At 64.1% G+C, this 20,715-nt stretch carries 20 protein-coding genes; 14 read left to right on the top strand and 6 right to left on the bottom strand.

From position 1 onward, the window contains the following. Positions 1-7: 7 nt before the first annotated feature. Entirely contained in the window at positions 8-616 is a 609-nt protein-coding gene (locus FNV92_RS31020; RefSeq protein WP_143846164.1) for a TetR/AcrR family transcriptional regulator, read from the bottom strand. A gap of 103 nt (positions 617-719) precedes the next feature. Between FNV92_RS31020 and FNV92_RS31015 the strand changes: the two genes are divergently transcribed. The 3 genes from FNV92_RS31015 (at position 720) to FNV92_RS31005 (ending at position 2,181) form a co-directional block, all read left to right on the top strand. Further along, positions 720-1,415, top strand: coding sequence for a PspA/IM30 family protein (locus tag FNV92_RS31015; RefSeq protein ID WP_143843239.1), 696 nt, complete (start codon positions 720-722; stop codon positions 1,413-1,415). 40 nt (positions 1,416-1,455) lie between these two features. Then, positions 1,456-1,731: a YiaA/YiaB family inner membrane protein gene (locus FNV92_RS31010; protein ID WP_015688680.1), complete on the top strand. Its 276-nt coding sequence runs from the start codon at positions 1,456-1,458 to the stop codon at positions 1,729-1,731. A 243-nt stretch (positions 1,732-1,974) separates the two neighbouring features. Beyond that, positions 1,975-2,181 carry a hypothetical protein gene (locus FNV92_RS31005; protein WP_015688679.1) on the top strand — a complete coding sequence of 69 codons (207 nt, stop codon included), beginning with the start codon at positions 1,975-1,977 and terminating at the stop codon, positions 2,179-2,181. 10 nt (positions 2,182-2,191) lie between these two features. Here FNV92_RS31005 and FNV92_RS31000 read toward each other — a convergent pair whose 3' ends face one another. After that, positions 2,192-3,037 carry an SDR family NAD(P)-dependent oxidoreductase gene (locus FNV92_RS31000; protein WP_143843240.1) on the bottom strand — a complete coding sequence of 282 codons (846 nt, stop codon included), beginning with the start codon at positions 3,035-3,037 and terminating at the stop codon, positions 2,192-2,194. A gap of 187 nt (positions 3,038-3,224) precedes the next feature. On the opposite strand from FNV92_RS31000, the gene FNV92_RS30995 reads away from it, so the two are divergent. From FNV92_RS30995 to FNV92_RS30975, 5 genes are all read left to right on the top strand, one after another. Further along, positions 3,225-4,721 (top strand): aldehyde dehydrogenase family protein, encoded by a 1,497-nt coding sequence (locus tag FNV92_RS30995; RefSeq protein WP_143843241.1) that lies wholly within the window; start codon positions 3,225-3,227, stop codon positions 4,719-4,721. 208 nt (positions 4,722-4,929) lie between these two features. Beyond that, entirely contained in the window at positions 4,930-5,793 is an 864-nt protein-coding gene (locus tag FNV92_RS30990) for an outer membrane protein (RefSeq protein WP_143843242.1), read from the top strand. 156 nt (positions 5,794-5,949) lie between these two features. After that, the gene (locus FNV92_RS30985) at positions 5,950-7,077 is read left to right on the top strand and encodes an alkene reductase (protein WP_143843243.1); all 1,128 of its coding nucleotides are present in this window, start codon (positions 5,950-5,952) and stop codon (positions 7,075-7,077) included. Positions 7,078-7,256: 179 nt separating this feature from the next. Then, positions 7,257-7,757, top strand: a complete 501-nt coding sequence (locus FNV92_RS30980; protein ID WP_143843244.1) for a GFA family protein — start codon at positions 7,257-7,259, stop codon at positions 7,755-7,757. Between the two features lie 106 nt (positions 7,758-7,863). Continuing rightward, the gene (locus tag FNV92_RS30975) at positions 7,864-9,525 is read left to right on the top strand and encodes a thiamine pyrophosphate-binding protein (protein ID WP_143843245.1); all 1,662 of its coding nucleotides are present in this window, start codon (positions 7,864-7,866) and stop codon (positions 9,523-9,525) included. Positions 9,526-9,679: 154 nt separating this feature from the next. Here the strand turns inward: FNV92_RS30975 and FNV92_RS30970 are convergent, their stop codons facing one another. Then, complete coding sequence (locus tag FNV92_RS30970; protein ID WP_143843246.1) at positions 9,680-11,059, bottom strand: LLM class flavin-dependent oxidoreductase; 1,380 nt, start codon at positions 11,057-11,059, stop codon at positions 9,680-9,682. Positions 11,060-11,352: 293 nt separating this feature from the next. Here FNV92_RS30970 and FNV92_RS30965 point away from each other — a divergent pair, with 293 nt between their 5' ends. The 6 genes from FNV92_RS30965 to FNV92_RS30940 all read left to right on the top strand — a co-directional run bounded on the left by FNV92_RS30965 (position 11,353) and on the right by FNV92_RS30940 (position 17,100). After that, positions 11,353-12,738, top strand: a complete 1,386-nt coding sequence (locus tag FNV92_RS30965; RefSeq protein ID WP_143843247.1) for a M20 family metallopeptidase — start codon at positions 11,353-11,355, stop codon at positions 12,736-12,738. 100 nt (positions 12,739-12,838) lie between these two features. Beyond that, positions 12,839-13,750, top strand: coding sequence for an amino acid ABC transporter substrate-binding protein (locus FNV92_RS30960; protein WP_015688670.1), 912 nt, complete (start codon positions 12,839-12,841; stop codon positions 13,748-13,750). Between the two features lie 131 nt (positions 13,751-13,881). Further along, positions 13,882-14,613 carry an amino acid ABC transporter permease gene (locus FNV92_RS30955; RefSeq protein WP_143843248.1) on the top strand — a complete coding sequence of 244 codons (732 nt, stop codon included), beginning with the start codon at positions 13,882-13,884 and terminating at the stop codon, positions 14,611-14,613. A gap of 4 nt (positions 14,614-14,617) precedes the next feature. Then, positions 14,618-15,310 carry an amino acid ABC transporter permease gene (locus tag FNV92_RS30950; RefSeq protein ID WP_015688668.1) on the top strand — a complete coding sequence of 231 codons (693 nt, stop codon included), beginning with the start codon at positions 14,618-14,620 and terminating at the stop codon, positions 15,308-15,310. Between the two features lie 12 nt (positions 15,311-15,322). Beyond that, the gene (locus FNV92_RS30945; protein WP_143843249.1) at positions 15,323-16,054 is read left to right on the top strand and encodes an amino acid ABC transporter ATP-binding protein; all 732 of its coding nucleotides are present in this window, start codon (positions 15,323-15,325) and stop codon (positions 16,052-16,054) included. Between the two features lie 185 nt (positions 16,055-16,239). Then, positions 16,240-17,100, top strand: coding sequence for a D-amino-acid transaminase (locus FNV92_RS30940; RefSeq protein WP_143843250.1), 861 nt, complete (start codon positions 16,240-16,242; stop codon positions 17,098-17,100). A gap of 158 nt (positions 17,101-17,258) precedes the next feature. Here FNV92_RS30940 and FNV92_RS30935 read toward each other — a convergent pair whose 3' ends face one another. From FNV92_RS30935 to FNV92_RS30925, 3 genes are all read right to left on the bottom strand, one after another. Continuing rightward, positions 17,259-17,720 carry a carboxymuconolactone decarboxylase family protein gene (locus tag FNV92_RS30935; RefSeq protein WP_015688665.1) on the bottom strand — a complete coding sequence of 154 codons (462 nt, stop codon included), beginning with the start codon at positions 17,718-17,720 and terminating at the stop codon, positions 17,259-17,261. Positions 17,721-17,749: 29 nt separating this feature from the next. Then, a complete protein-coding gene (locus tag FNV92_RS30930; protein ID WP_143843251.1) occupies positions 17,750-19,366 on the bottom strand; it encodes an MDR family MFS transporter in 1,617 nt (538 codons plus the stop codon). Positions 19,367-19,481: 115 nt separating this feature from the next. Beyond that, entirely contained in the window at positions 19,482-20,633 is a 1,152-nt protein-coding gene (locus FNV92_RS30925; RefSeq protein ID WP_015688663.1) for an HlyD family secretion protein, read from the bottom strand. Positions 20,634-20,715: the final 82 nt, after the last annotated feature.

The following is a 20,715-nucleotide window of genomic DNA, read 5'->3' as shown; positions in this document are numbered from 1 at the left end:
CGTGCAGCTAGCTCGGTTGCGCGATCAACCCGTCGATCATCGCGCGCACGAGGCCCGCGATTTCCTTGCGCAGCGCTGGCAGCGGAACGGCGACCAGTTTTTGTTCGAGTCCCAGCGCCACCATGCCATGCACAGCCGAGAACAGGCTGCGCGCGGTGATGCCGAGCTCGTCCGGGCTGCGCTGTGGAAACAGCGCGGCCAGCGGCCGGTAGATATGGCGGAACAGCCGCATTTGGTCGTCGACGGACCAATCGGGCACGGTTTTGTCAGTCGCCATGCGGTGCTCGAACAGCGCGCGCCAGAGCTGGAGATTTTCCGCGGCGAAATCGCAATAAGCAATCGCGATCCGGACCAGGGTCTGCTGCGGCGACGGTTCGCCCGCGCTTTCCGCCGCGCTGAGTGCCTCGTCGAGCCGACGCAGCGTGCGTGAGCCGACCCGCAGGATCAACTCGTCCACATCAGCAACGAGATTGTAGACCGCACCATTGGCGCAGCCAATCTCGCGGGCGAGATCGCGGGTCTTCAGGCCGGCCAATCCGCGGTTCGCGATCATCCGCTCCGCCGCTAGGATCAGGTCGGATCGCAATTTCTCTCGACGTTCCAGGGCTTTAGACATTTGCTGATAAAATTCTTGAGCGCTGCTCAATTTTTTCTTGAACGATGTTCAAGGTTGCTGCTACAAACCATTGGTGAGCAACGCTCATAACAGGGAGCAGCAGATGTTCAAGACCGTCATGACACTTTTCCGCGGCAGTGTTGCCGCCGCAGGCGAGGAGCTGGAGGACCGTACGGCTCTTCTGATCCTAGACCAGCAACTGCGCGACGCGGCCGCCGCCGTCGAGCGCAGCAAACGAACGCTGGCGCTGGCGATCGCGCAGGACCAGCAGGAAGGCCGCAAGCTCGAGGCGACCATCGCCCGCATCGCCGATCTCGAGACCCGCGCGGTTGCGGCGCTCGAGGCCGGCCGCGAGGATCTCGCCCGGGACGCGGCCGAAGCTATCGCAGGCCTGGAGGCCGACCGCGATGCGGCAATGACGGCGCGCGCGCTGTTCGCAACCGAGATCGCCCGCCTGAAGCGGCATGTCGCAAACGCTCATGCCCGCATCACCGAACTCGACCGAGGTCGCCGCGTCGCTCGTGCCTCGGAAGCGGTGCGCTCCATTCGCCGCAGCGGCATCGAGGCCGCACGCCCCTACGAATCCACGCTGCCCGAGGCGGAGAGCACCTTGAGGCGCCTGCGCGACCGCCAGATGGAAGCCCAGGCCGCGGACGATGCGCTGGTCGAACTCGACGCGGCCACCGGCCCGCTCGCCACCGCCGAGAGACTAGCCGAGCAGGGCTTCGGCCCCCGGCTCAAGACGACCGCGGACGACGTGCTGGCGCGGTTGAAGTCCAAGCGCATGCCGACTGCCTGATCTCAATCCGCATCATCACGCAAACCAACAGGAGACCATCATGAATCAGAACGGACAGCCCCACAGCAGCGCCTGGGTGACCTTCACTTACGCGTCTTTCGCGGCCTCCGCTTTCCTCGTCGCCATCGGCGTCTTCTTCCTGCCGATCGACCTCTGGATGAAGGGTTATCTCACCATGGGGATCGTCATGCTGATCCAGACCTGCATCACCTTGACCAAGACGGTCCGCGACAACCACGAGAGCAGCCGGCTGGTGAACCGCATCGAGGATGCCAAGGCCGAACGTTTGCTGATGGAAGTCTCCAAGGCGGCTTGAACAAGGCGGCTTGAACGAGCGCGTCGGGCGAACGAAGCCATACCGATACAGGGCGGCGGATGCTGCGGCATCCGTCGGCCCATGACGGTTCCTGGGAACTGCAAAATGCCTGCATGTCGCCGGGATGTTTCCGATGCACGTCAAGGCCAGCCATGGGATTGTCGAGGTCCGGGCGGCCGTTTCGGATTGTGATTTCGACGCAGGTGCGATAAGGCTCGCCCGCATTCATTGCGGAGATGAGCCTTGTCCAAACAATCCCTGCGAGAGGAGGCCGAGCGCCTGATCCGCGAATCGATGGAAAAGAAGTCCATCGTGGTCAAGCAGGGCGATACCCGCATCGAGGCGGTGTGCGGCAAGTGTGGCGCCCCGAACCGGGTGCAGGCTCCCAAGGGCCAGACCCGCGTCAAGTTCGCCTGCAAGCAATGCGGGCAGCAGCAGGAAACGCTGTAGACCGGGCCCTTCAGCTGCCCTTCACGAACTTCGCGAACGCATCCGCATAATCCGGATGCCAGCGCGATAGCGGCGGACGGTTCTCGACGATATCGCCGGCGGCCCAGAGCATGCGTTTCTCGTCGAGCGCGCGCGGCACGTCGTTGTCCGGGCACAGGATGTAGAAGTCGCCGGCTTCCAGCCGCGCCAGCATGAAATCCACGGTCTGCTCCGGCGTCCAGGCGCCGGCCGGCTTCTCGGTGCGGCCCTTCGCGGTCAGCCCGGTGAAGACGAAGCCGGGAATCAGCAGATGCGCGCTGATGCGGCAGTCTTTCGTGCTTCGCAACTCGTGCTGGAGGGCTTCCGCAAACGCCTTCACGCCGGCCTTGGAGACGTTGTAGGCGGGATCGCCGGGCGGCGTGGTGATGCCCTGCTTCGAACCGGTGTTGATGATGAGGCCGGCCTTGCCGCGTGCGATCATGCCGGGCGCGAAGATGCGCGAGCCGTTGATGATGCCCCACATGTTGACGCCGATGATGCGCTGCCAATTGTCGGGTTCGGCGAACAGCGTGCTGCCGGGCTGGATGCCGGCATTGTTCATGAGAATATCGGTGCCGCCGAAATGCGCGCCGACGGCACGTTCCAGTTCCTTGACGCTCTCTGCCTTGCTGACGTCGACCGCGACGGTCATCACGTGTGTGGCAGAAGCGACGGATGACAGTTTTGTTGCGGCCTCCGCCAGCCGTGCCTCGTCGACATCGGCGATGCACACCTTCAAGCCGGCACGCGCAAAGGCAAGGGCGGCAGCCAGTCCGATTCCGGATGCGCCGCCGGTGATCACGGCAACATTGTCTTTGATGATGGCGGGATGCGGCATGGGTGTGTCTCCGGAGGAGGGGCCTCGGTAGAACTATAACACGGCGCTCGCGCGACCCTGCACAAGTCGGCATGGGAGGTCCTCGTTCCACGCTGCCTTTACGCCTCTCCGGCACCGCTGTAGTCTCGTTCACCTAACGATCCCGCCCAGATCGAACTCAAACAATTACCTGACAGGGAGTGCAGCCATGGCTGTGTCGCAGGCTATTCCGATCACGCGCCATCCGTTCGCCAACGGGTCCTACAAGCAGATGCTGATCGACGGGAAGTGGGTCGATGCCGCTTCCGGGAAGCGCTTCGAGACCCACAACCCCGCCACCGGCGAATTGCTCGCAACCGTCGCCGAAGGCGACAAGGAAGACATCGACCGTGCGGTCGCCGCCGCGCGCCGGGCCTTCGAAGGACCATGGAGCAAGGTCAAGCCGTTCGAGCGGCAGAACCTGCTCTTGAAGCTCGCCGACCTCGTCGAGAAAAATTTCGACGAATTGTCGCAGCTTGACACGCTCGACATGGGCGCGCCGCTCAGCCGCACCCGCGCCTATCGCCTGCGCGCCGTCGGCATGCTGCGCTACTACGCTGGCCAGACCACCGCGATCCACGGCGAGACCATCGAGAACTCGCTGCCGGGCGAGATCTTCTCCTACACGCTGAAGGAGCCGATCGGCGTCGTTGGCGCCATCATTCCCTGGAACGGTCCGCTTACCGCGACGATCTGGAAGATCGGTCCGGCGATCGCGACCGGCTGCACCGTGGTGCTCAAGCCGGCCGAAGAGGCGCCGCTGACCTCGCTGCGCATCGCGGAGCTCGCGATGGAGGCGGGCGTGCCGCCCGGCGTCATCAACGTGGTGCCGGGCTACGGCGAGACCGCGGGCGCGGCGCTCGCCTCGCATCACGACGTCGACAAGGTCGCGTTCACCGGCTCGCATGTCACGGGCCAGTCGATCATCCGCGCCTCGGCCGGTAACCTCAAGCGCGTCTCGCTCGAGCTCGGCGGCAAGTCGCCGGACATCGTGTTCGCGGATGCCGACCTCGATGCCGCCGTACCCGGCGCCGCGATGGCGGTGTTCGCCAATTCCGGCCAGATCTGCAGCGCCGGTACGCGCCTGTTCGTCGAGCAGTCGATCTACGAGGAGTTCGTCGGCCGTGTCGCCGAGTTCGGCAAGAAGCTGCAGGTCGGCAACGGCCTCGATCCCAACGTGCAGATCGGCCCGCTGGTCTCCGAGCAGCAGCTCGAACGGGTCACGAGCTATCTCGACATCGGCCAGAAGGAAGGCGCCCGCGCGCTCGCCGGCGGCGGTCGCGTCACCGAGGGTGCGCTTTCAAAGGGCTTCTTCGTCTCGCCGACGGTGTTCGCGGGCGTCCAGGACAACATGCGCATCGCGCAGGAAGAGATTTTTGGTCCGGTCATCTCCGCGATTGCGTTCAAGGACATGGACGAACTGGTGAAGCGCGCCAACGCCACCACCTTCGGCCTCGGCTCCGGCCTGTGGACGCGCGACGTCAGCAAGGCGCATGCGGTTGCAAAATCGCTGCGTGCCGGCTCGGTGTGGGTGAATTGCTACCAGGCGATGGACCCGGCCGTGCCGTTCGGCGGCTACAAGATGAGCGGTTACGGCCGCGAATCCGGCAAGCAGCATGTCGAGGAATATCTCAACGTGAAGGCCGTCTGGATCAAGACGGCGTAAGGCGTTTCTGCCGTCGCGTCCGGGTTTCAGTGGATGATCTTGCTTGCAGCGACAGAGACTGCTTGCGACGACCTGAAATTGTTGCCTGGACGCTACACGCGTTTTTGAAACGACCTCGTGCCTGCGATCTCGCAAGGATTGTTATCCCATTTCGAAGGTTGGCCCGTTACTGCTGGTCAACGTCATGTTCGGCGTTGGGATATCGAGAATGCTCCGTTTCGCTTCGATCGTGTTTGTCGCTTTGGGCGTCGCCTCGGCGCAGCCCGCGGCCGCAGCCGATATCGCCGCACGTGCGCCGCTCTACAAGGCGCCGCAATTGCCCGTCGCGTACAACTGGTCGGGCTTTTACGCCGGCGTGAACGTCGGATATGGCTGGAGCGATGATGCGATCCAGCTCGCGCCGCACGATCCGGTTTTTACCGCGGGCGTGCTCGATGTGGCCCTGGCCGGCGGCCTTGTCCCGCCGTCACTGGCAACAAATCCGCGCGGCGTGCTGGGCGGCGTGCAGGCCGGCTACAACGTGCAGACCGGCCCCCTGGTGTGGGGCGTCGAAGCCGATATCGCGGCCGCCGGCATCAAGGGCAGCTCGACGGTTTCCCGGACCCTGCCGGTTTTCCCGGACATCACGACCACGCAGGAGCAGAAGGTCGACTGGCTGGGAACCGTGCGCGGCCGGATCGGCGTCACCGTCACGCCCGACTGGATGCTTTATGCGACCGGCGGTCTTGCCTATGGGCATGTCAAGGCGTCGACGTCGATCGTGGATCCCACGCTCGCGGCCGGCACGCCCTGCCTCAACGTGATCTGCGGCGCGGCGACGTCGGAAAGCTGGCGCGTCGGCTGGGCGGTCGGCGGTGGCGGCGAGTACCGTTTTTCGTCGAACTGGAGCGTCAAGCTCGAATATCTCTATTATGATCTCGGCAGCGAGAAATACACGTTCTTCAATCCGCTGTTCCCGTTCACTCCGGGCCCCGCGCGCGGCTTCGACGCAACCGCGGATTTCACCGGCCACATCGCCCGGGTCGGCCTGAACTACAAGTTCGGCTCGGGCCCGGTCGTCGCGAAATACTGATCCGCCGTTCCGGACGGACAGCAAGCCCCGGGCCCCGGCCCGGGGCTTTTTGCTTCTGCCGCATCTTCGGCTGGCCTGCCATCCACCCAAGCGGCTTCCGGGCCGCCACCCTTTCTCATATGATCCCCGTCCTCTCATCGATCATCCGGGGATCACATGAAATTCGAGGCGTTGTTCAAACCGTTGCAGGTCGGTCCGTACAAGCTCGCGCACCGGGTCGCATTGGCGCCGCTGACGCGCATGCGCGCCGAACGCGAAAGCTTCTCGCCGCGGCCGCTCAATGCCGAATATTACGGCCAGCGTGCGACAAAGGGCGGTTTGCTCATTGCCGAAGCTTCGCCGGTGGTCTCGCACGGCCGCGGCAATCCGGCGACGCCGGGCATCTATTCGGAGGCGCAGATCGCCGGCTGGCGCAAGGTGACGGATGCCGTGCACGCCAAGGGCGGCATTATCTTCCTCCAGCTCTGGCATGTCGGCCGCGTCTCGCATTCGTCCTATCATGGCGGCCAGCCGCCGGTGTCGGCCTCGGCGATTGCGATCAAGGCCGAAGGCATGAAGGCGATGACCGCCGACGGCAAGATCGCCGATTACGAGACGCCGCGCGCGCTGGAGACCGATGAGGTCAAGGGTGTCGTCGAAGCCTTCAGGCAAGGCGCGAAGAACGCGCTCGCTGCCGGCTTCGACGGCGTCGAGATCCACGGCGCCAATGGCTATCTGCTCGAGCAGTTCCTGCAGTCGCGCAGCAATCAGCGCACCGATCAATATGGTGGTTCGATCGAGAATCGCACGCGGTTGCTGCTGGAGGTCACGCAGGCCGCGATCGACGTCTGGGGTGCCAATCGCGTCGGTGTGCGCCTGTCGCCGCACGGCATTGCCAATGATTCCGGCGAGCCCGATCCGATGCCGCTCTACACCCATGTGGTGAAAGCCCTCGACAAGCTCGGTCTCGCCTATCTCCATTTCATCGAGCCGCGCTCCAGCGGCGCCGGCCGTGCCGACGTCCACTGGGATAATGTGCCCTCCGCAATGGTGCTGTTTCGCCCGCTCTACAGCGGCGTGCTGATGACGGCCGGCGGTTTCACCGGCGAGACCGCGAATGCCGCGATCGCCGACGGTCACGCCGACATCATCGCCTTCGGCCGTATCTTCATCTCCAACCCCGATTTGCCGCGGCGGCTGGAGCACGACTATCCGATTACGCCCTACAATCGCGCGACATTCTATGGCGGCGAGGAAAAAGGGTACACGGATTATCCCGTGTATGACGAGCTGACGCCGGCGTAGGCGCTCTCTTGTCATTCAGGGGCGCGACGAAGTCGCGAGCCCGGAATCCACCGGGCTGCACGTTTTGAGGTGAAATGGATTCCGGGCTCGATGCTTCGCATCGCCCCGGAATGCCGAGCTTGATTTGTTGCGCGACCGCACCACAAACTCCGCCCGCAATGACGACGGAGATACCTATCATGGCCAAAGCCGCAGCCGCCGCAGGTGTTGCCACCGGCCAATGCCTCTGCGGCAAGATCACCTTCGAGATCGATGTTCCCGCGCGCTGGGCCTGGCATGATCACTCGGCCGCCAGCCGCCGCGCCCATGGCGCGGCTTACGCGACCTATGTCGGCAGTTGGAAGAAGCGCTTTCGCATCACATCCGGCAAGACCGCGCTGATCCGCTACGAGGACAAATCCACCAGGACCGCGCGCAGTTTCTGCTCGCATTGCGGCACGCCGATCGCCTATGAGCGCCCGCGCGGCCCGCACATGGTCAACATCCCGCGCGCGCTCTTCAACGAGCGGACCGGCCGCCAGCCGCTCTATCACATCGGGATCGAAGAGCTGCAGGAATGGGCCTATACCGGCGAGCCGCTGGTGCCGCTGAAAGGCTTTCCCGGCGTGGTCTGGCAACGCTCGAAAAAGAAGCGGGTGAGCGGTGAGGATCCGTTCGAACTGGGGCGGGAAGAGATGTAGCTCGCGCCCGCGCAACGCAGCCATGACCGTGCTTCCTTGCGCGCCTCCCGCAACTTCGGCCATCATGTGATCCGTCCTTGCGGCAACGTCCGCTCCTGGAGGAAACATGAAGAACAAGATTACTGGCCGCTCCGCCTTTCTCGCGCTGCTCAAGGACGAGGGCATCACGCACCTGTTCGGCAACCCCGGCACCACCGAATTGCCGATCATGCATGCGCTGAAGGATCATCCTGATCTCACCTATGTGATGGCGATGCAGGAGAGCTTGGTGGTCGCGATCGCCGACGGCTACAGCCGTGCCTCGGGAAAGCTTGTCGCCTGCAACGTCCATGTCGCCCCCGGCCTCGGCAACGCGATGGGCTCGCTCTACAATGCCCAGTTCACAGGTACGCCGATGATCCTGACCGCCGGCCAGCAGGAGCAGGGCCACGGCCTGATGGAGCCGGTGCTGTACGGCCCCTTGGTGCGCATGGCCGAGCCGCTGGTGAAATGGGCGGTCGAGGTGACGCGGCTGGAGGATCTGCCGCGCATCGTGCGCCGCGCCGCCAAGGTCGCGATGACGCCGCCGACCGGGCCGGTGTTCATCTCGCTGCCCGGCGACATCCTCAACAGCGAGGCCGGCATCGATCTCGGCCGCTCCACCCGCATCGACGCCCGTACCAAGCCATCCGATGAGGCGTTGAAAGCGTTGGCCGCGCGCTTGCTCAAGGCCGAACGCCCCGTAATCGTCACCATGGACGAGGTGGTCAAGAGCGATGCGCTGAAAGAGGCCGCCGAACTCGCCGAGCTGCTTGGCGCGGCGGCCTACCAATCCTCGACGCCCTATGGCTCGCATTTCCTTTCCGAAAGCCCGAGCTTCGTCGGAACGCTCGCGCGCGTGCAGAAGGTCGCGCGCGATACGCTTGCGCCTTACGATCTGTTGATTGCGCTTGGCGGCGACCCCCTGCGGATGTCGGTCTATAGCGAGGTCGATGCGCTGCCCGACGGCCTCGGCATCGTGCAGATCGGCCTCGTCGATTGGGAAATCGCCAAGAACTACGGAGCCGAGATCGCGCTGAAGGCGGATTTGAAGGAAACGCTGCGCGCGCTGATCCCGATGCTCAAGGAGATGGGCGGCGCGACGCTGGCGAGCCGCGCCAGGCAGCGCCTCGCCGAGCTGGCGCCGCAGAACTGGACCGCGCGGCGCGCCGCGCTGGTCGAGCAGATCGGCAAGAGCGCTGGCCGCAGCCCCATCGATCCCGACCATCTGGTGCTGCAAATGGTCGAGGCGATGCCTGACAACGCCATCCTGGTCGACGAAGGCCTCACCTCGAGCCGTCAGATCGCGGCGCTGCGTCCGCATCGCGACCGCTACGGCTATCACGGCCTCGCCTCCGGCGGCATTGGATGGGGACTGCCGGCCTCGGTCGGCGCCAGCATTGCCAATCCGGATCGTCCCGTCGTGTGCTTCTCCGGCGATGGCAGCGCGATGTATTCGATCCAGTCGCTGTGGACCGCGGCGCATCACAAGCTGCCGCTCAACGTCGTCATCGCCAACAATGGCGGCTACCGCATCATCAAGCAGCGCCTGCTCGCCTTCCATGGCGATGATAATTACGTCGGCATGGATTTCGCGGATCCACCGGTGGATTTCGCCGGTGTGGCGAGGGCGCTGGGCTGCGAGGCGATCAAGGTGAGCGATCCCCGCGAGCTGAAAGCAACGCTGGCTGCGGCGTTCAATCGTCCGGGGACGAAGCTGATTGAGGTGATGGTGGACGGGAAGGTGTAGCTCCGCTGTCGTTCCGGCGAACGCCGGAACCCATACCGCGTGATCTATCGATTGCGGATGGTGGTAGACCCGAACGACCAGCCTCTGTCAAACTGCTCCCTGGGGTTATGGGTCCCGGCGTTCGCCGGGACGACACCGAATGTGTGGCGCGCTCCTACCCCTTCTTCCCCACCCGATACCCCGCCGCCGGATGCGGCGCGTCCAGCCGCGCGCGGCCGTCGCCGAACAGCTTCTCCCGCAACGTGCCTTTTGCATATTCCGGCTTGTAGCGCCCGCGCTTCGTCAGCTCCGGCACCAGCATGTCGGCAATGTCCTCGAAATCGCCGGGCGAGATCGCAAACGCGACGTTGAGGCCGTCGACGTCGGTCTTCTCGAACCAGTCTTCGATCTTGTCGGCGACGCTTTCGGGTGTGCCGACCACGACGGGGCCGGCGCCGCCGATGCCGACATGTTCGATGACGTCGCGCACGGTCCAGACGCGGTCGGGGTCGCCGCGGGTGACGTTGTCGAGAGCGCTGCGGCCGGCATCGTTCTGGACGTGACGGACCTGCTGGTCGAGCTCGTAGCCGGAGAAGTCGATGCCGGTCCATCCCGACATCAGGGCGAGCGCGCCTTCCGGGCTGATATGCGACCGGTAATCGGCATACTTGGCCGCCGCTTCGGCTTCGGTGTTGCCGAGGATGATCGTCATCATGTTGAACATCAGGATTTCCGCCGGGTTGCGGCCGATCGCGGCTGCTTCCTGGCGGATCGCGGAGACGCGCGGCCCGATGATCTTGGCCGACGGTCCCGACATGAACACGCATTCGGCGTGCTTGGCCGCGAACTGCCGGCCGCGCGGCGAGGTGCCGGCCTGGTACAGCACGGGCGTGCGCTGCGGTGACGGCTCGCTGAGATGAATGGTGTTGTTGATGCGATAGTTCGCACCTTCATGATTGACGCGATGAACCTTGCTGGGATCGGTGAAGATGCCGCGCGCCCGGTCGCGCAGCACCGCATCGTCCTCCCAGCTTCCTTCCCAGAGCTTGTAGACGACCTCCATGTATTCGTCGGCGATGTCGTAGCGGTCGTCATGCCCGGTCTGCTTGTCCCTGCCGGCGCCGCGCGCGGCGCTGTCGAGATAGCCGGTGACGACGTTCCAGCCGATCCGTCCCTCGGTGAGATGATCGAGCGTCGACATCCGCCGCGCGAACGGGTAGGGCGGCTCGAACGAGAGATTGCTGGTGACGCCGAAGCCGAGATTCTGCGTCACCGCCGCCATCGCCGAGAGCAGCAGCAACGGGTCGTTCGATGGCGACTGCGCTGCATTGCGCAGGGCTGCGTCAGGGCTGTTGCCATAGACGTCGTAGACGCCGAGCACGTCGGCCAGGAACAGTCCGTCGAAGCGGCCGCGCTCCAGCGTTTTGGCAAGGTCGATCCAGTAGGGCAGGCGGTTATAATTGGCGGTGCGGTCGCGCGGATGGGTCCACAGGCCCGGTGACTGGTGCGCGACGCAATTCATCGCAAAGGCGTTGAGCCTGATCTGCTTGGCCATAGGTCCCCCGGCACGCTGTACTGAGCGCCTTTCGAGTGATAGATGTGCGCCCAAACTTGGCGAAGTTCTTGCATATAATTGGCCCTTGGCAAGGGCCAAAAATGGAAAGACTTGCGCTTGGCAAGGCCGAAATCAGCAGCACTGCTGCCCATGGCAAGTCAATCTCAAGCGAGCAAGAACGAAATCCCAAGAGAAGTACAAGAGAACTACAAGAACAATCCAGGTCCCCACCACTTTCGAAGGCCCCCCTATCTCGGGTAGGGTCCTTCGCCTCGAAGTCCGAAAAGCAAATCATGACCAGAGCCGACGCCATCTCCCGCGCCCGTGAGGATTTCAAATCCGGCGCGTTCCTCACCGAACTCGACCGCCGCGTCGCTTATCGGACCGAGAGCCAGAATCCGTCGCGCGGCGCGGAGCTGCGCGGCTATCTGGAACAGGAGATGGTGCCCGCCTTCGCGGCGCTGGATTTTACCAGCCGCATCGTCGAATCTCCCAGCGGCAAGGCACCATTCCTGCTGGCCGAGCATCACGAGAGTGAGACGGCGCCGACCGTATTGATCTACGGCCATGGCGACGTCGTCGACGGCATGGAAGGCGAGTGGCGCGACGGCCGCGATCCCTGGCGCACTACAGTTGCGGGCACGCGGCTTTACGGCCGCGGCACTGCCGACAACAAGGGTCAGCACAGCATCAACATGGCAGCGCTCCGCGCGGTGCGCGACGCCCGCGGCGGCAAGCTCGGCTTCAACGCCAAGTTCATCGTCGAGATGGGCGAGGAGATCGGCTCGCCCGATCTCGGCAAGGTCTGCGATCTCAATCGCGATGCGCTCAAGGCCGACCTGTTCATGGCCTCCGACGGGCCGCGTCTGTCGGCCGACCGCCCGACCCTTTTCCTCGGTTGCCGCGGCGGCATCCGCATCCATCTCGACGTCAATCTGCGCGATGGCGGCCATCATTCCGGAAATTGGGGCGGCGTGCTCGCCAACCCTGCGACCATTCTGGTCAACGCCATTTCCGCGTTGGTCGACGGTCATGGCCGGCTGCAACTCGATGCGCTGAAGCCGCCGCGGCTCACCAATCAGATCCGCAGCTATCTTGCCGACGTGCAGGTGGTGCCGACCGAGGACGAGCCGGCGCTCGCGGAGAACTGGGGCGAGGAAGGGCTGTCGGCCGCCGAGCGACTCTATGCCTGGAACACGCTCGAAGTGCTGGCGATGTCGTCAGGCAATATCGACAAGCCCGCCAACGCCATTCCCGGTCACGCCAATGCCGTGCTGCAGCTGCGTTTCGTCGTCGGCACCAGGGTCGACGGCCTGGTCGATGCCGTTCGTGCGCATCTGGTCGAGAAGGGTTTTCCGATGGTCGAAGTGCGGGCCGCGCAAAGCTTTGCGGCTTCGCGCACCGATTTCGACAGCCCGTGGATCAAATGGGCGGCGAACTCGGTGCAGGAGACCACCGGCAAGCCGCCGGCGGTGCTGCCGAATTTCGGCGGCTCGCTGCCCAACGACGTTTTCTCCGAAATCCTGGGCCTGCCGACGATCTGGGTCCCGCACTCCTATCCCGGCTGCTCCCAGCATGCGCCCAATGAGCACATCCTGCTGCCATTGACCGAAGAGGCCTTGACGATCATGGCCGGGCTGTTCTGGGATCTCGGGGAATTGCCCAGGCCACTGACTTGAGCCACTGACCTGAACCGTGACCCAGCCAAAAGTCACATTCTAATCCGGCCCGATCTGTGCTTGCATCCGGGCCGCATCATCCTGAAAGGGGACCAAAAAAGTGAAACATTTCCGTAGCATCGGCCTCGCGCTCGCCGCGACCTTCGCCGTCAGCCAGGCCGGAGCGCAGGAGCTGACCGGTACGCTGAAGAACATCAAGGACACCGGCGCCATCACGCTGGGCTTCCGCGACTCCTCGATCCCGTTCTCCTATCTCGACGACAACCAGAAGCCCATCGGGTTTGCGATGGACATCTGCTACAAGATCGTCGACGCCGTGAAGAAGGAGCTCAAGCTCGACAAGCTCGAGGTCAAGCTCAACCCCGTGACCTCGGCGACCCGTATTCCGCTGATGGCCAACGGCACCATCGACCTCGAATGCGGCTCGACCACCAACAACGTCGAGCGCCAGAAGCAGGTCGCCTTCACCAATACCCACTTCCTGACCGCCAGCCGCTACGTCTTCAAGAAGTCGAGCGGCCTCAAGTCGATCGACGACCTCAAGGGCAAGACGGTGGTTTCCACCGCCGGCACCACCAACATCAAGCAGCTCACCGAGGCCAACGTCGAGAAAAAGCTCGGCGCCAACATCATCCCGGCCAAGGATCACGCTGAGTCCTTCCTGATGGTCGAGACCGATCGCGCGGTCGCCTTCGTGATGGACGACATCCTGCTCGCGAGCCTCGTGGCCGGCTCGAAGTCGCCGGACGACTACGTCATCTCCAAGGACGCGTTCTCAAAGCCCGAGCCCTACGGCATCATGCTGCGCAAGGACGACGCGCCGTTCAAGAAAGTGGTCGATGCCGCGACTGCTGCGCTCTACACCTCGGGCGAGGGCCAGAAGATCTACGACAAGTGGTTCACCCAGAAGATCCCGCCGAAGGGCCTCAACCTCAACAGCCCGATCTCGGCCGAGCTGAAGAACGAGTTCGCAAAGCCCACGGATTCGCCGAACCCGGACGACTACAAGTAAGATAGACCCTCGATCCCGGAGATCGAGATCGTGTCCGGCCACTCTTGACACCAGAGTGGCCGGACATTTGCATAGGCGCCCAGGACCTCTTTCGAGGCCACCTATGATTGGCGCGTTCGCGCGGGGGACACGTGAACTACCACTGGAACTGGGGAATTTTCTTCGAGCCGAACCCGATGGGGACCGGCACCTATCTCGACATGCTGTTGTCGGGACTGGTGCTGACCCTGAAGACGGCGGTGCTCGCCTGGATCATTGCGCTGATCTTCGGCTCGCTGGTCGGCGTCATGCGCACGCTGCCGTCCAGGGGCGCCAACTGGTTCGGCTTCTGCTGGGTCGAGTTCTTCCGCAACATGCCGCTGCTGGTGCAGCTGTTCCTGTGGTTCTTCGTGCTGCCGGAATTGCTGCCGAAATCAGCCGGCACCTGGCTGAAGCAACTGCCGGACGCACCGTTCTGGACCGCCGCGATCGGCATCGGCTTCTTCATGTCGGCGCGCGTCGCCGTGCAATTGCAGGCCGGCATCGGTTCGCTGCCGCGCGGGCAGAAGATGGCGGCAACCGCACTCGGACTGACGACGATACAAGGCTATCGCTACGTTCTGCTGCCGATGGCGTTCCGCATCATTCTGCCGCCGCTGACTTCCGAGTTCCTCAACACCATCAAGAACACGGCAGTCGCCATCACCATCGGCCTGCTCGAGCTGACTGGACAGGCGCGCTCGATGCAGGAGTTCTCGTTCCAGGTGTTCGAGGCCTTCACCGCCGCCACCGTGCTCTATCTCCTCGTCAACGCTGTTGTGGTGACCGCGATGCGCTTCCTCGAGCGCTACGTCGCGATCCCCGGCTACATCACGGGGAAATAGCGCCATGTTCAGCAATCTCGATTTCGACGTCATCCGCCGCGCGCTGCCCTATCTGTTCTACGAGGGCATGACGTTCACCGTGACCCTGACGGCGCTCGCGGGCCTCGGCGGCCTGATCTTCGGCACGGCGATCGCGCTGATGCGACTGTCCGGCTACAAGGTCCTCGGCCGCATCGCGGGCGTCTACGTCGACTTCATGCGCTCGCTGCCGCTGGTGCTGGTCATCTTCTGGTTCTACTTCCTGGTGCCCTATATCGGGCAGTGGGTGACCGGCGCGTCGCGCCCGATCAGCGTCGGCGCGTTCGCCTCCTCGCTCATCACCTTCATCCTGTTCGAGGCGGCGTACTTCTCCGAGATCATGCGCGCCGGCATCCAGTCGATCTCGCGCGGCCAGCCCGCCGCCGCGAACGCGCTCGGCCTGACCTACGCCCAGACCATGCGCTACGTCGTGCTGCCGCAGGCGTTCCGCAACATGCTGCCGGTGCTGCTGACGCAGACGATCGTGCTGTTCCAGGACACCTCCCTGGTCTACGTGCTCTCGATTCCGGACTTCCTGGGCGCGGCGAGCAAGGTCGCGCAGCGCGACGGCCGTCTGGTCGAGATGTATCTGTTCGCCGCCGTCGTCTATTTCACCATTTCCTGTGTTGCGTCCTTTGGCGTGCGTCGCCTCCAGGCGCGCATCGCCATCATTCGATAGAGCGTGTCGGTCATGATCGAAATCAGCCACGTCAACAAATGGTATAGCCCGACCTTCCAGGTGCTGACCGACTGTACCACCAGCGTCACCAAGGGCGAGGTCGTCGTGGTCTGCGGCCCGTCGGGCTCGGGCAAGTCGACGCTGATCAAATGCGTCAATGCGCTGGAGCCGTTCCAGGAAGGCGACATCAGTGTAGACGGCACCAAGGTCAACGATCCCAGGACCAATCTGCCGAAGCTGCGCTCGCGCGTCGGCATGGTGTTTCAGCACTTCGAGCTGTTCCCCCACCTCAAGATCATCGACAATCTCTGCCTCGCGCAGGAGAAGGTCCTGGGCCGACCGCACGACAAATCGGTCACCAAGGGCATGCAGCTGCTGGAGCGCGTCGGCCTGAAGGAGCAGGCGGACAAGTTTCCGGCGCAGCTCTCCGGCGGCCAGCAGCAGCGCGTCGCGATCGCGCGTGCGCTGGCGATGGATCCGATCGTGATGCTGTTCGACGAGCCGACCTCGGCGCTCGATCCTGAAATGGTGAGCGAAGTTCTCGACGTCATGGTCGACCTCGCCCGTGAAGGTATGACCATGATGGTCGTCACCCACGAGATGGGCTTCGCCCGCAAGGTCGCCAACCGCGTCATCTTTATGGACCGCGGTGAGATCGTGGAGGACGCGGCGAAAGAGGATTTCTTCGGCAAGCCGCGCAGCGACCGCGCGCAGAAGTTCTTGTCGAAGATTCTGTCGCACTAATCTCCGCCGTCGTCATTCAGGGACGCGCCTCTTGGCGAGGGCCCGGGATCCATACTCCCGATGGTGGTTATGGATCCGGGCTCGTCGCTTCGCGCCGCCCCCGAATGACGAATCGAGGGGTGATCGTGGTCCCCAATTGGCGTATAAGCCCGCCAACCCCCCCTTCCTCCCCAGGAGACCCTGCCTTGGACCCGATCGCTTACGTCAACGGCTCATTCGTCCCGCTCTCTGAAGCCAAAATCTCGGTCCTCGATCGCGGCTTCCTGTTCGCTGACGGCATCTACGAGGTCTCGGCCGTGCTCGACGGCAAGCTGGTCGACAATTCCTCACATCTGGCCCGGCTGGAGCGTTCGGTCGGCGAGATCAAGCTGAAGCTCCCGGAGACGGTCGAGCGCATCACCGAGATCCAGAAAGAGCTGATCGCCCGCAACAAGGTGACAAGCGGCCTCGTCTATCTCCAGGTGACACGCGGCGCCGACAAGGGGCGCGACTTCCCGTTCCCCAAGGCCGACGTCAAGTCGAGCCTCGTGATGTTCACCTCCGAGAAGGACATCATCAACGCGGCTTCGGCAAAGACCGGCATCAACGTGATCACCGTCCCCGACATCCGCTGGGAGCGCCGCGACATCAAGAGCGTGGCGTTGCTGGCGCAGGTGCTGGCGAAGCAGGCGGCGGCCGAAGCCGGTGCCGGCGAAGCCTGGATGCTGCAGGATGGCTATGTGACCGAAGGCGGCTCGTCCACCGCATTCATCCTCACCAAGGACGACGTCATCGTCACCCGCCAGAACTCCAACGCGATCCTGCCGGGCTGCACCCGCAAAGCCGTGATCGCGCTTGCCGAAGAGCGCCAGCTCCGCGTCGAGGAGCGTTCCTTCACGGTCGCCGAGGCGCTCGCCGCCAAGGAAGCCTTCATCACTTCTGCCTCTTCCTTCGTGCAGCCGGTGATTGCACTCGACGGCAAGACGATCGGCGACGGCAAGCCCGGCCCGGTGGCGACGCGCCTCCGCGAGATCTATGTGGAGTTCGCCAAGGCGACGGCGGTGTGAGCGACACCCACCGCTCATCGCCCGGCTTGACCGGGCGATCCAGTACTCCGTGACAGGAGTACTTGAATCGAGAAGCCGCAACGTACTGGATGCCCCGGTCAAGCCGGGGCATGACAGTTGAATGTGTAGAGGCAGCTTGGCCTCCATGTGTCAGTGTCTCACGCCACCGACGCCTTCACCTTCACCGGATGAACCGCACGGAACGCGATCGCCAGCCTGTTCCAGGCGTTGATGGCCCCGATCAGCATGGTCAGGTTCACCGTCTCCGCATCCGAAAACTGCGCGCGGACCTGCTCGTAGACGTCGTCGGGCGCGCGAGTCTCGGCAATCAGCGTCACCGATTCGGTCCAGGCCAAAGCGGCACGTTCACGGTCGGTGTAGAGCGGTGACTCGCGCCAGGCATTCAGGAGATAGATGCGCTGCTCGGTCTCGCCGCGCTTGCGGGCGTCCTCGGTGTGCATGTTGATGCAGAAGGCGCAGCCGTTGATCTGCGAGGCGCGGATCTTGACGAGCTCGATCAGCGATTTCTCGAGCCCCGTGGACTGGATCTGCTCTTCCAGGGCCATCAGCGCTTTCATGGTGTCGGGGGCGGCCTGGTAGAAGTTCATGCGGGGTTTCATGGTCGTTCTCCTTGCTTGCTGGGTTGACGTTAGTGGGCTCCACCGGCCGAGGTCTGGCCGGGCTTCTTCAGGAAGAGGACGGCGGCGAGCGCCACGATCAGGGCCACGCCGAGCAGATAGAAGGTGTCGCTGAAGGCCAGGATGTAGGCCTGCTTCTGCACGATATGACCGATCGCGACGTAGGCGCGATGCGCGGCATCCGCACGGTCGAGGACGCCGTGATTGACGAAATATTGCGTGAGCTGCTCCAGCCGCGTGCGGGTGGCTTGCTCGAACACCGACACCGACTGCGTCAGCACGTTGGAATGATATTGCTCGCGCTTGGTCAGCACGGTCTGGAGCAGCGCGATGCCGACAGCGCCGCCGAGATTGCGCATCATGTTGAAAAGGCCGGAGGCGGAGCCGGCATTCTCAGGCTCGATGCCCGCTGTCGCCACCGCCAACAGCGGCGCCAGCACCAATGCTTGTCCAATCGCACGGACGATATTCGGCCACAGCAGCTGGTCGGCTGCGTAGTCGTTGGTCATGTAGATGTTCATGAAATTGGAGGCCGCGAACAGCGCGAAGCCGATGCCGATGATGATCCGCGCATCGAACCGCTGCATCAGGCGCGGCACGAGCGGGATCAGCACGAGTTGCGGCAAGCCGGTCCAGGCCAGCACCATGCCGATTTGCTCGGCGTTGTAGCCCTGGATGCGTGACAGATATTGCGGCAGGATGAACACCGAGCCGTAGAGCGCGACGCCAAGCAGGAAGTTCGCGAGCATGCCGAAGCCGAAATTGCGGCGCACGAGCAGGCGCAGGTTCAGGAGCGGCTTCTTCACGGTGAGCTCGATGATCAGGAAGGCGGCCAGCGCCAAGGTTGCGATCACCGACAGCTTGACGATGAAGGGCGAGCCGAACCAGTCGTCCTTGTTGCCTTCCTCCAGCACGGTCTGGAGCGCCGACAGGCCGATCGCCATGGTGATGATGCCGACCCAGTCGCCCTCGCGGAGCAACGCAAGCTTCATCGGTTTGGCATCGAGCGCATACCAGAGCATGCCGACCATGATCGCGCCGGGCACGAGATTGACGTAGAAGATGTACTGCCAGCCGAAATTCTCGGTGAGATAGCCGCCGATGGTCGGGCCGATCGCCGGCGCGAACGTCGCCGACAGCGCGAACAGGGCAAGGCCGACCGGCTGCTTGGCACGCGGCAGCAGCGTGATGATCAGCGTGAAGGCCATCGGGATCAGCACGCCGCCGGTGAAGCCCTGGACGGCGCGCAGCACGATCATCTGCGGCAGGTCCTGCGCCAGCGCGCAGGCCGCGGAGAGAACCAGGAACAGGACGGCATTGGTGAGCAGATAGATCCGGATCGAGAACACCTGTGCGAGCCAGCCGGACAGCGGGATCACCACGATCTCGGCAATCAGATAGGAGGTCGAGATCCAGCCGCCGTCGTCGATGCCGGCTCCGATCGCGCCCTGGATGTCGGCGAGCGAGGCGTTGACGATCTGGATGTTCAGCACCGCCATGAAGGCGCCGAGCGTGGCGCCGATGACCGCGATCCACGTTTTTGCTGAAACCGCCGGCGCCGCGGGAGCGACGGCGGCGGGGATGTCGGTGGCGGAAGCGGCGTTGACGGTCGGTTGAAGCGTGCTCATGGAAGCCTCGTCTCGGGCATGGAGACAGGATGCATCAGGCGGATGGTTTCAAAATCGGAGAAGCGAAGGAGGGATCATCCGGCAGGACTCGATCATCCTGCCGGCCCTCCCGGCTTCAGCCGCCGTTCGGGCGCGTCGTGTTGTCGGCGAGGCGCTTGGCCGTCTCGCGCTCGGCCAGCACAGTCGCCTTGGTGTCGATGGTCGGGACCGCAGACATGCCGGGCCGCAGCAGACCCGTGAGACTGTGGTCGTCGAGCACGATCTTCACCGGCACGCGCTGCACGATCTTGGTGAAATTGCCTGTGGCATTGTCGGGCGGCAGCAGTGCGAACTCAAGTCCGCTGGCCGGGGAGAGGCTATCGACATGGCCGCGCAGCGTGCGATTGCGAAAACTGTCGACGTGCAGCTCGACCGGCTGGCCCGGACGTACATGCGTCAGCTGCGTCTCCTTGAAGTTCGCGACGACGTAAACCGCATCAAGCGGTACCACCGCCATCAATTGCGTGCCGGCCTGCACATACTGGCCGACGCGCAACGAGCGCGCGCCGACCGTGCCGTCGACCGGCGCGGTGATCTCGGTGTAGGACAGGTTCAGCGCGGCCTGCTGTGCGACCGCGCGGGCGTGGTCGAGCTGGGCTGTGGCCTGGGCGCGCTGGGTGGTGAGCACGTCGACCTTGCGCTGGGCGGCCACGAGGCCGGATTTTGCGTGCTGCAATTGCGCGTTGCTGGCGCGCAGCGCCGCGTCGGTCTGCTGCGCGCGCTGGATCGTGCCCGAGCCCGACTTCATGAGATCGTCATAGCGGGCGCGCTCCTCCTGCGCGAATTTCAGATTGGCGTCGGCTGCGGCGACGTCGGCCGTACTCTGCGCGATGATCGGCTGCTGCAGTTCGAGCTGGGCGTCGATGTTGCGCACCGAGGCTTCGCCGGCGGCGACGTCGGCTCTAGCCTGGTCGAGCGCCGCCTTGAAGTCGCGGTCGTCGATCTTCGCCAGCGCCTGGCCCGCTCTGACTTTCTCGTTGTCGCCGACTAGGACCTTGGCGATGTAGCCGGAGACCTTTGGGGCGACGATGGTGGAATCGGCCTTCACATAGGCGTCGTCGGTGGATTCGAGGTAGCGTCCGTGCCTGAGGTAGTCGTAGCCGTAGTCGCTGGCCACCGCGATGCCGAGTGCCAGAGCAAGGCCGATGGCCGCGCGCTTGATCGCCTGACGGGACGGCCGAAGGCGGATTTTTTCATTTATTTCAGTGACATAAGAAGCGTTTGACATGGCGTCCTCGGAGTTCCCAACCGCCCGATCGGCACGGCGCGCTGTTGGTGAGGGTAAGATGCGCTGTCTCCCCGCTTGTGAT

It is taken from the genome of Bradyrhizobium cosmicum (assembly GCF_007290395.2).
In the GTDB taxonomy this organism is placed as follows: domain Bacteria; phylum Pseudomonadota; class Alphaproteobacteria; order Rhizobiales; family Xanthobacteraceae; genus Bradyrhizobium; species Bradyrhizobium cosmicum.
This window is presented reverse-complemented; position numbering and strand designations above follow the sequence as displayed.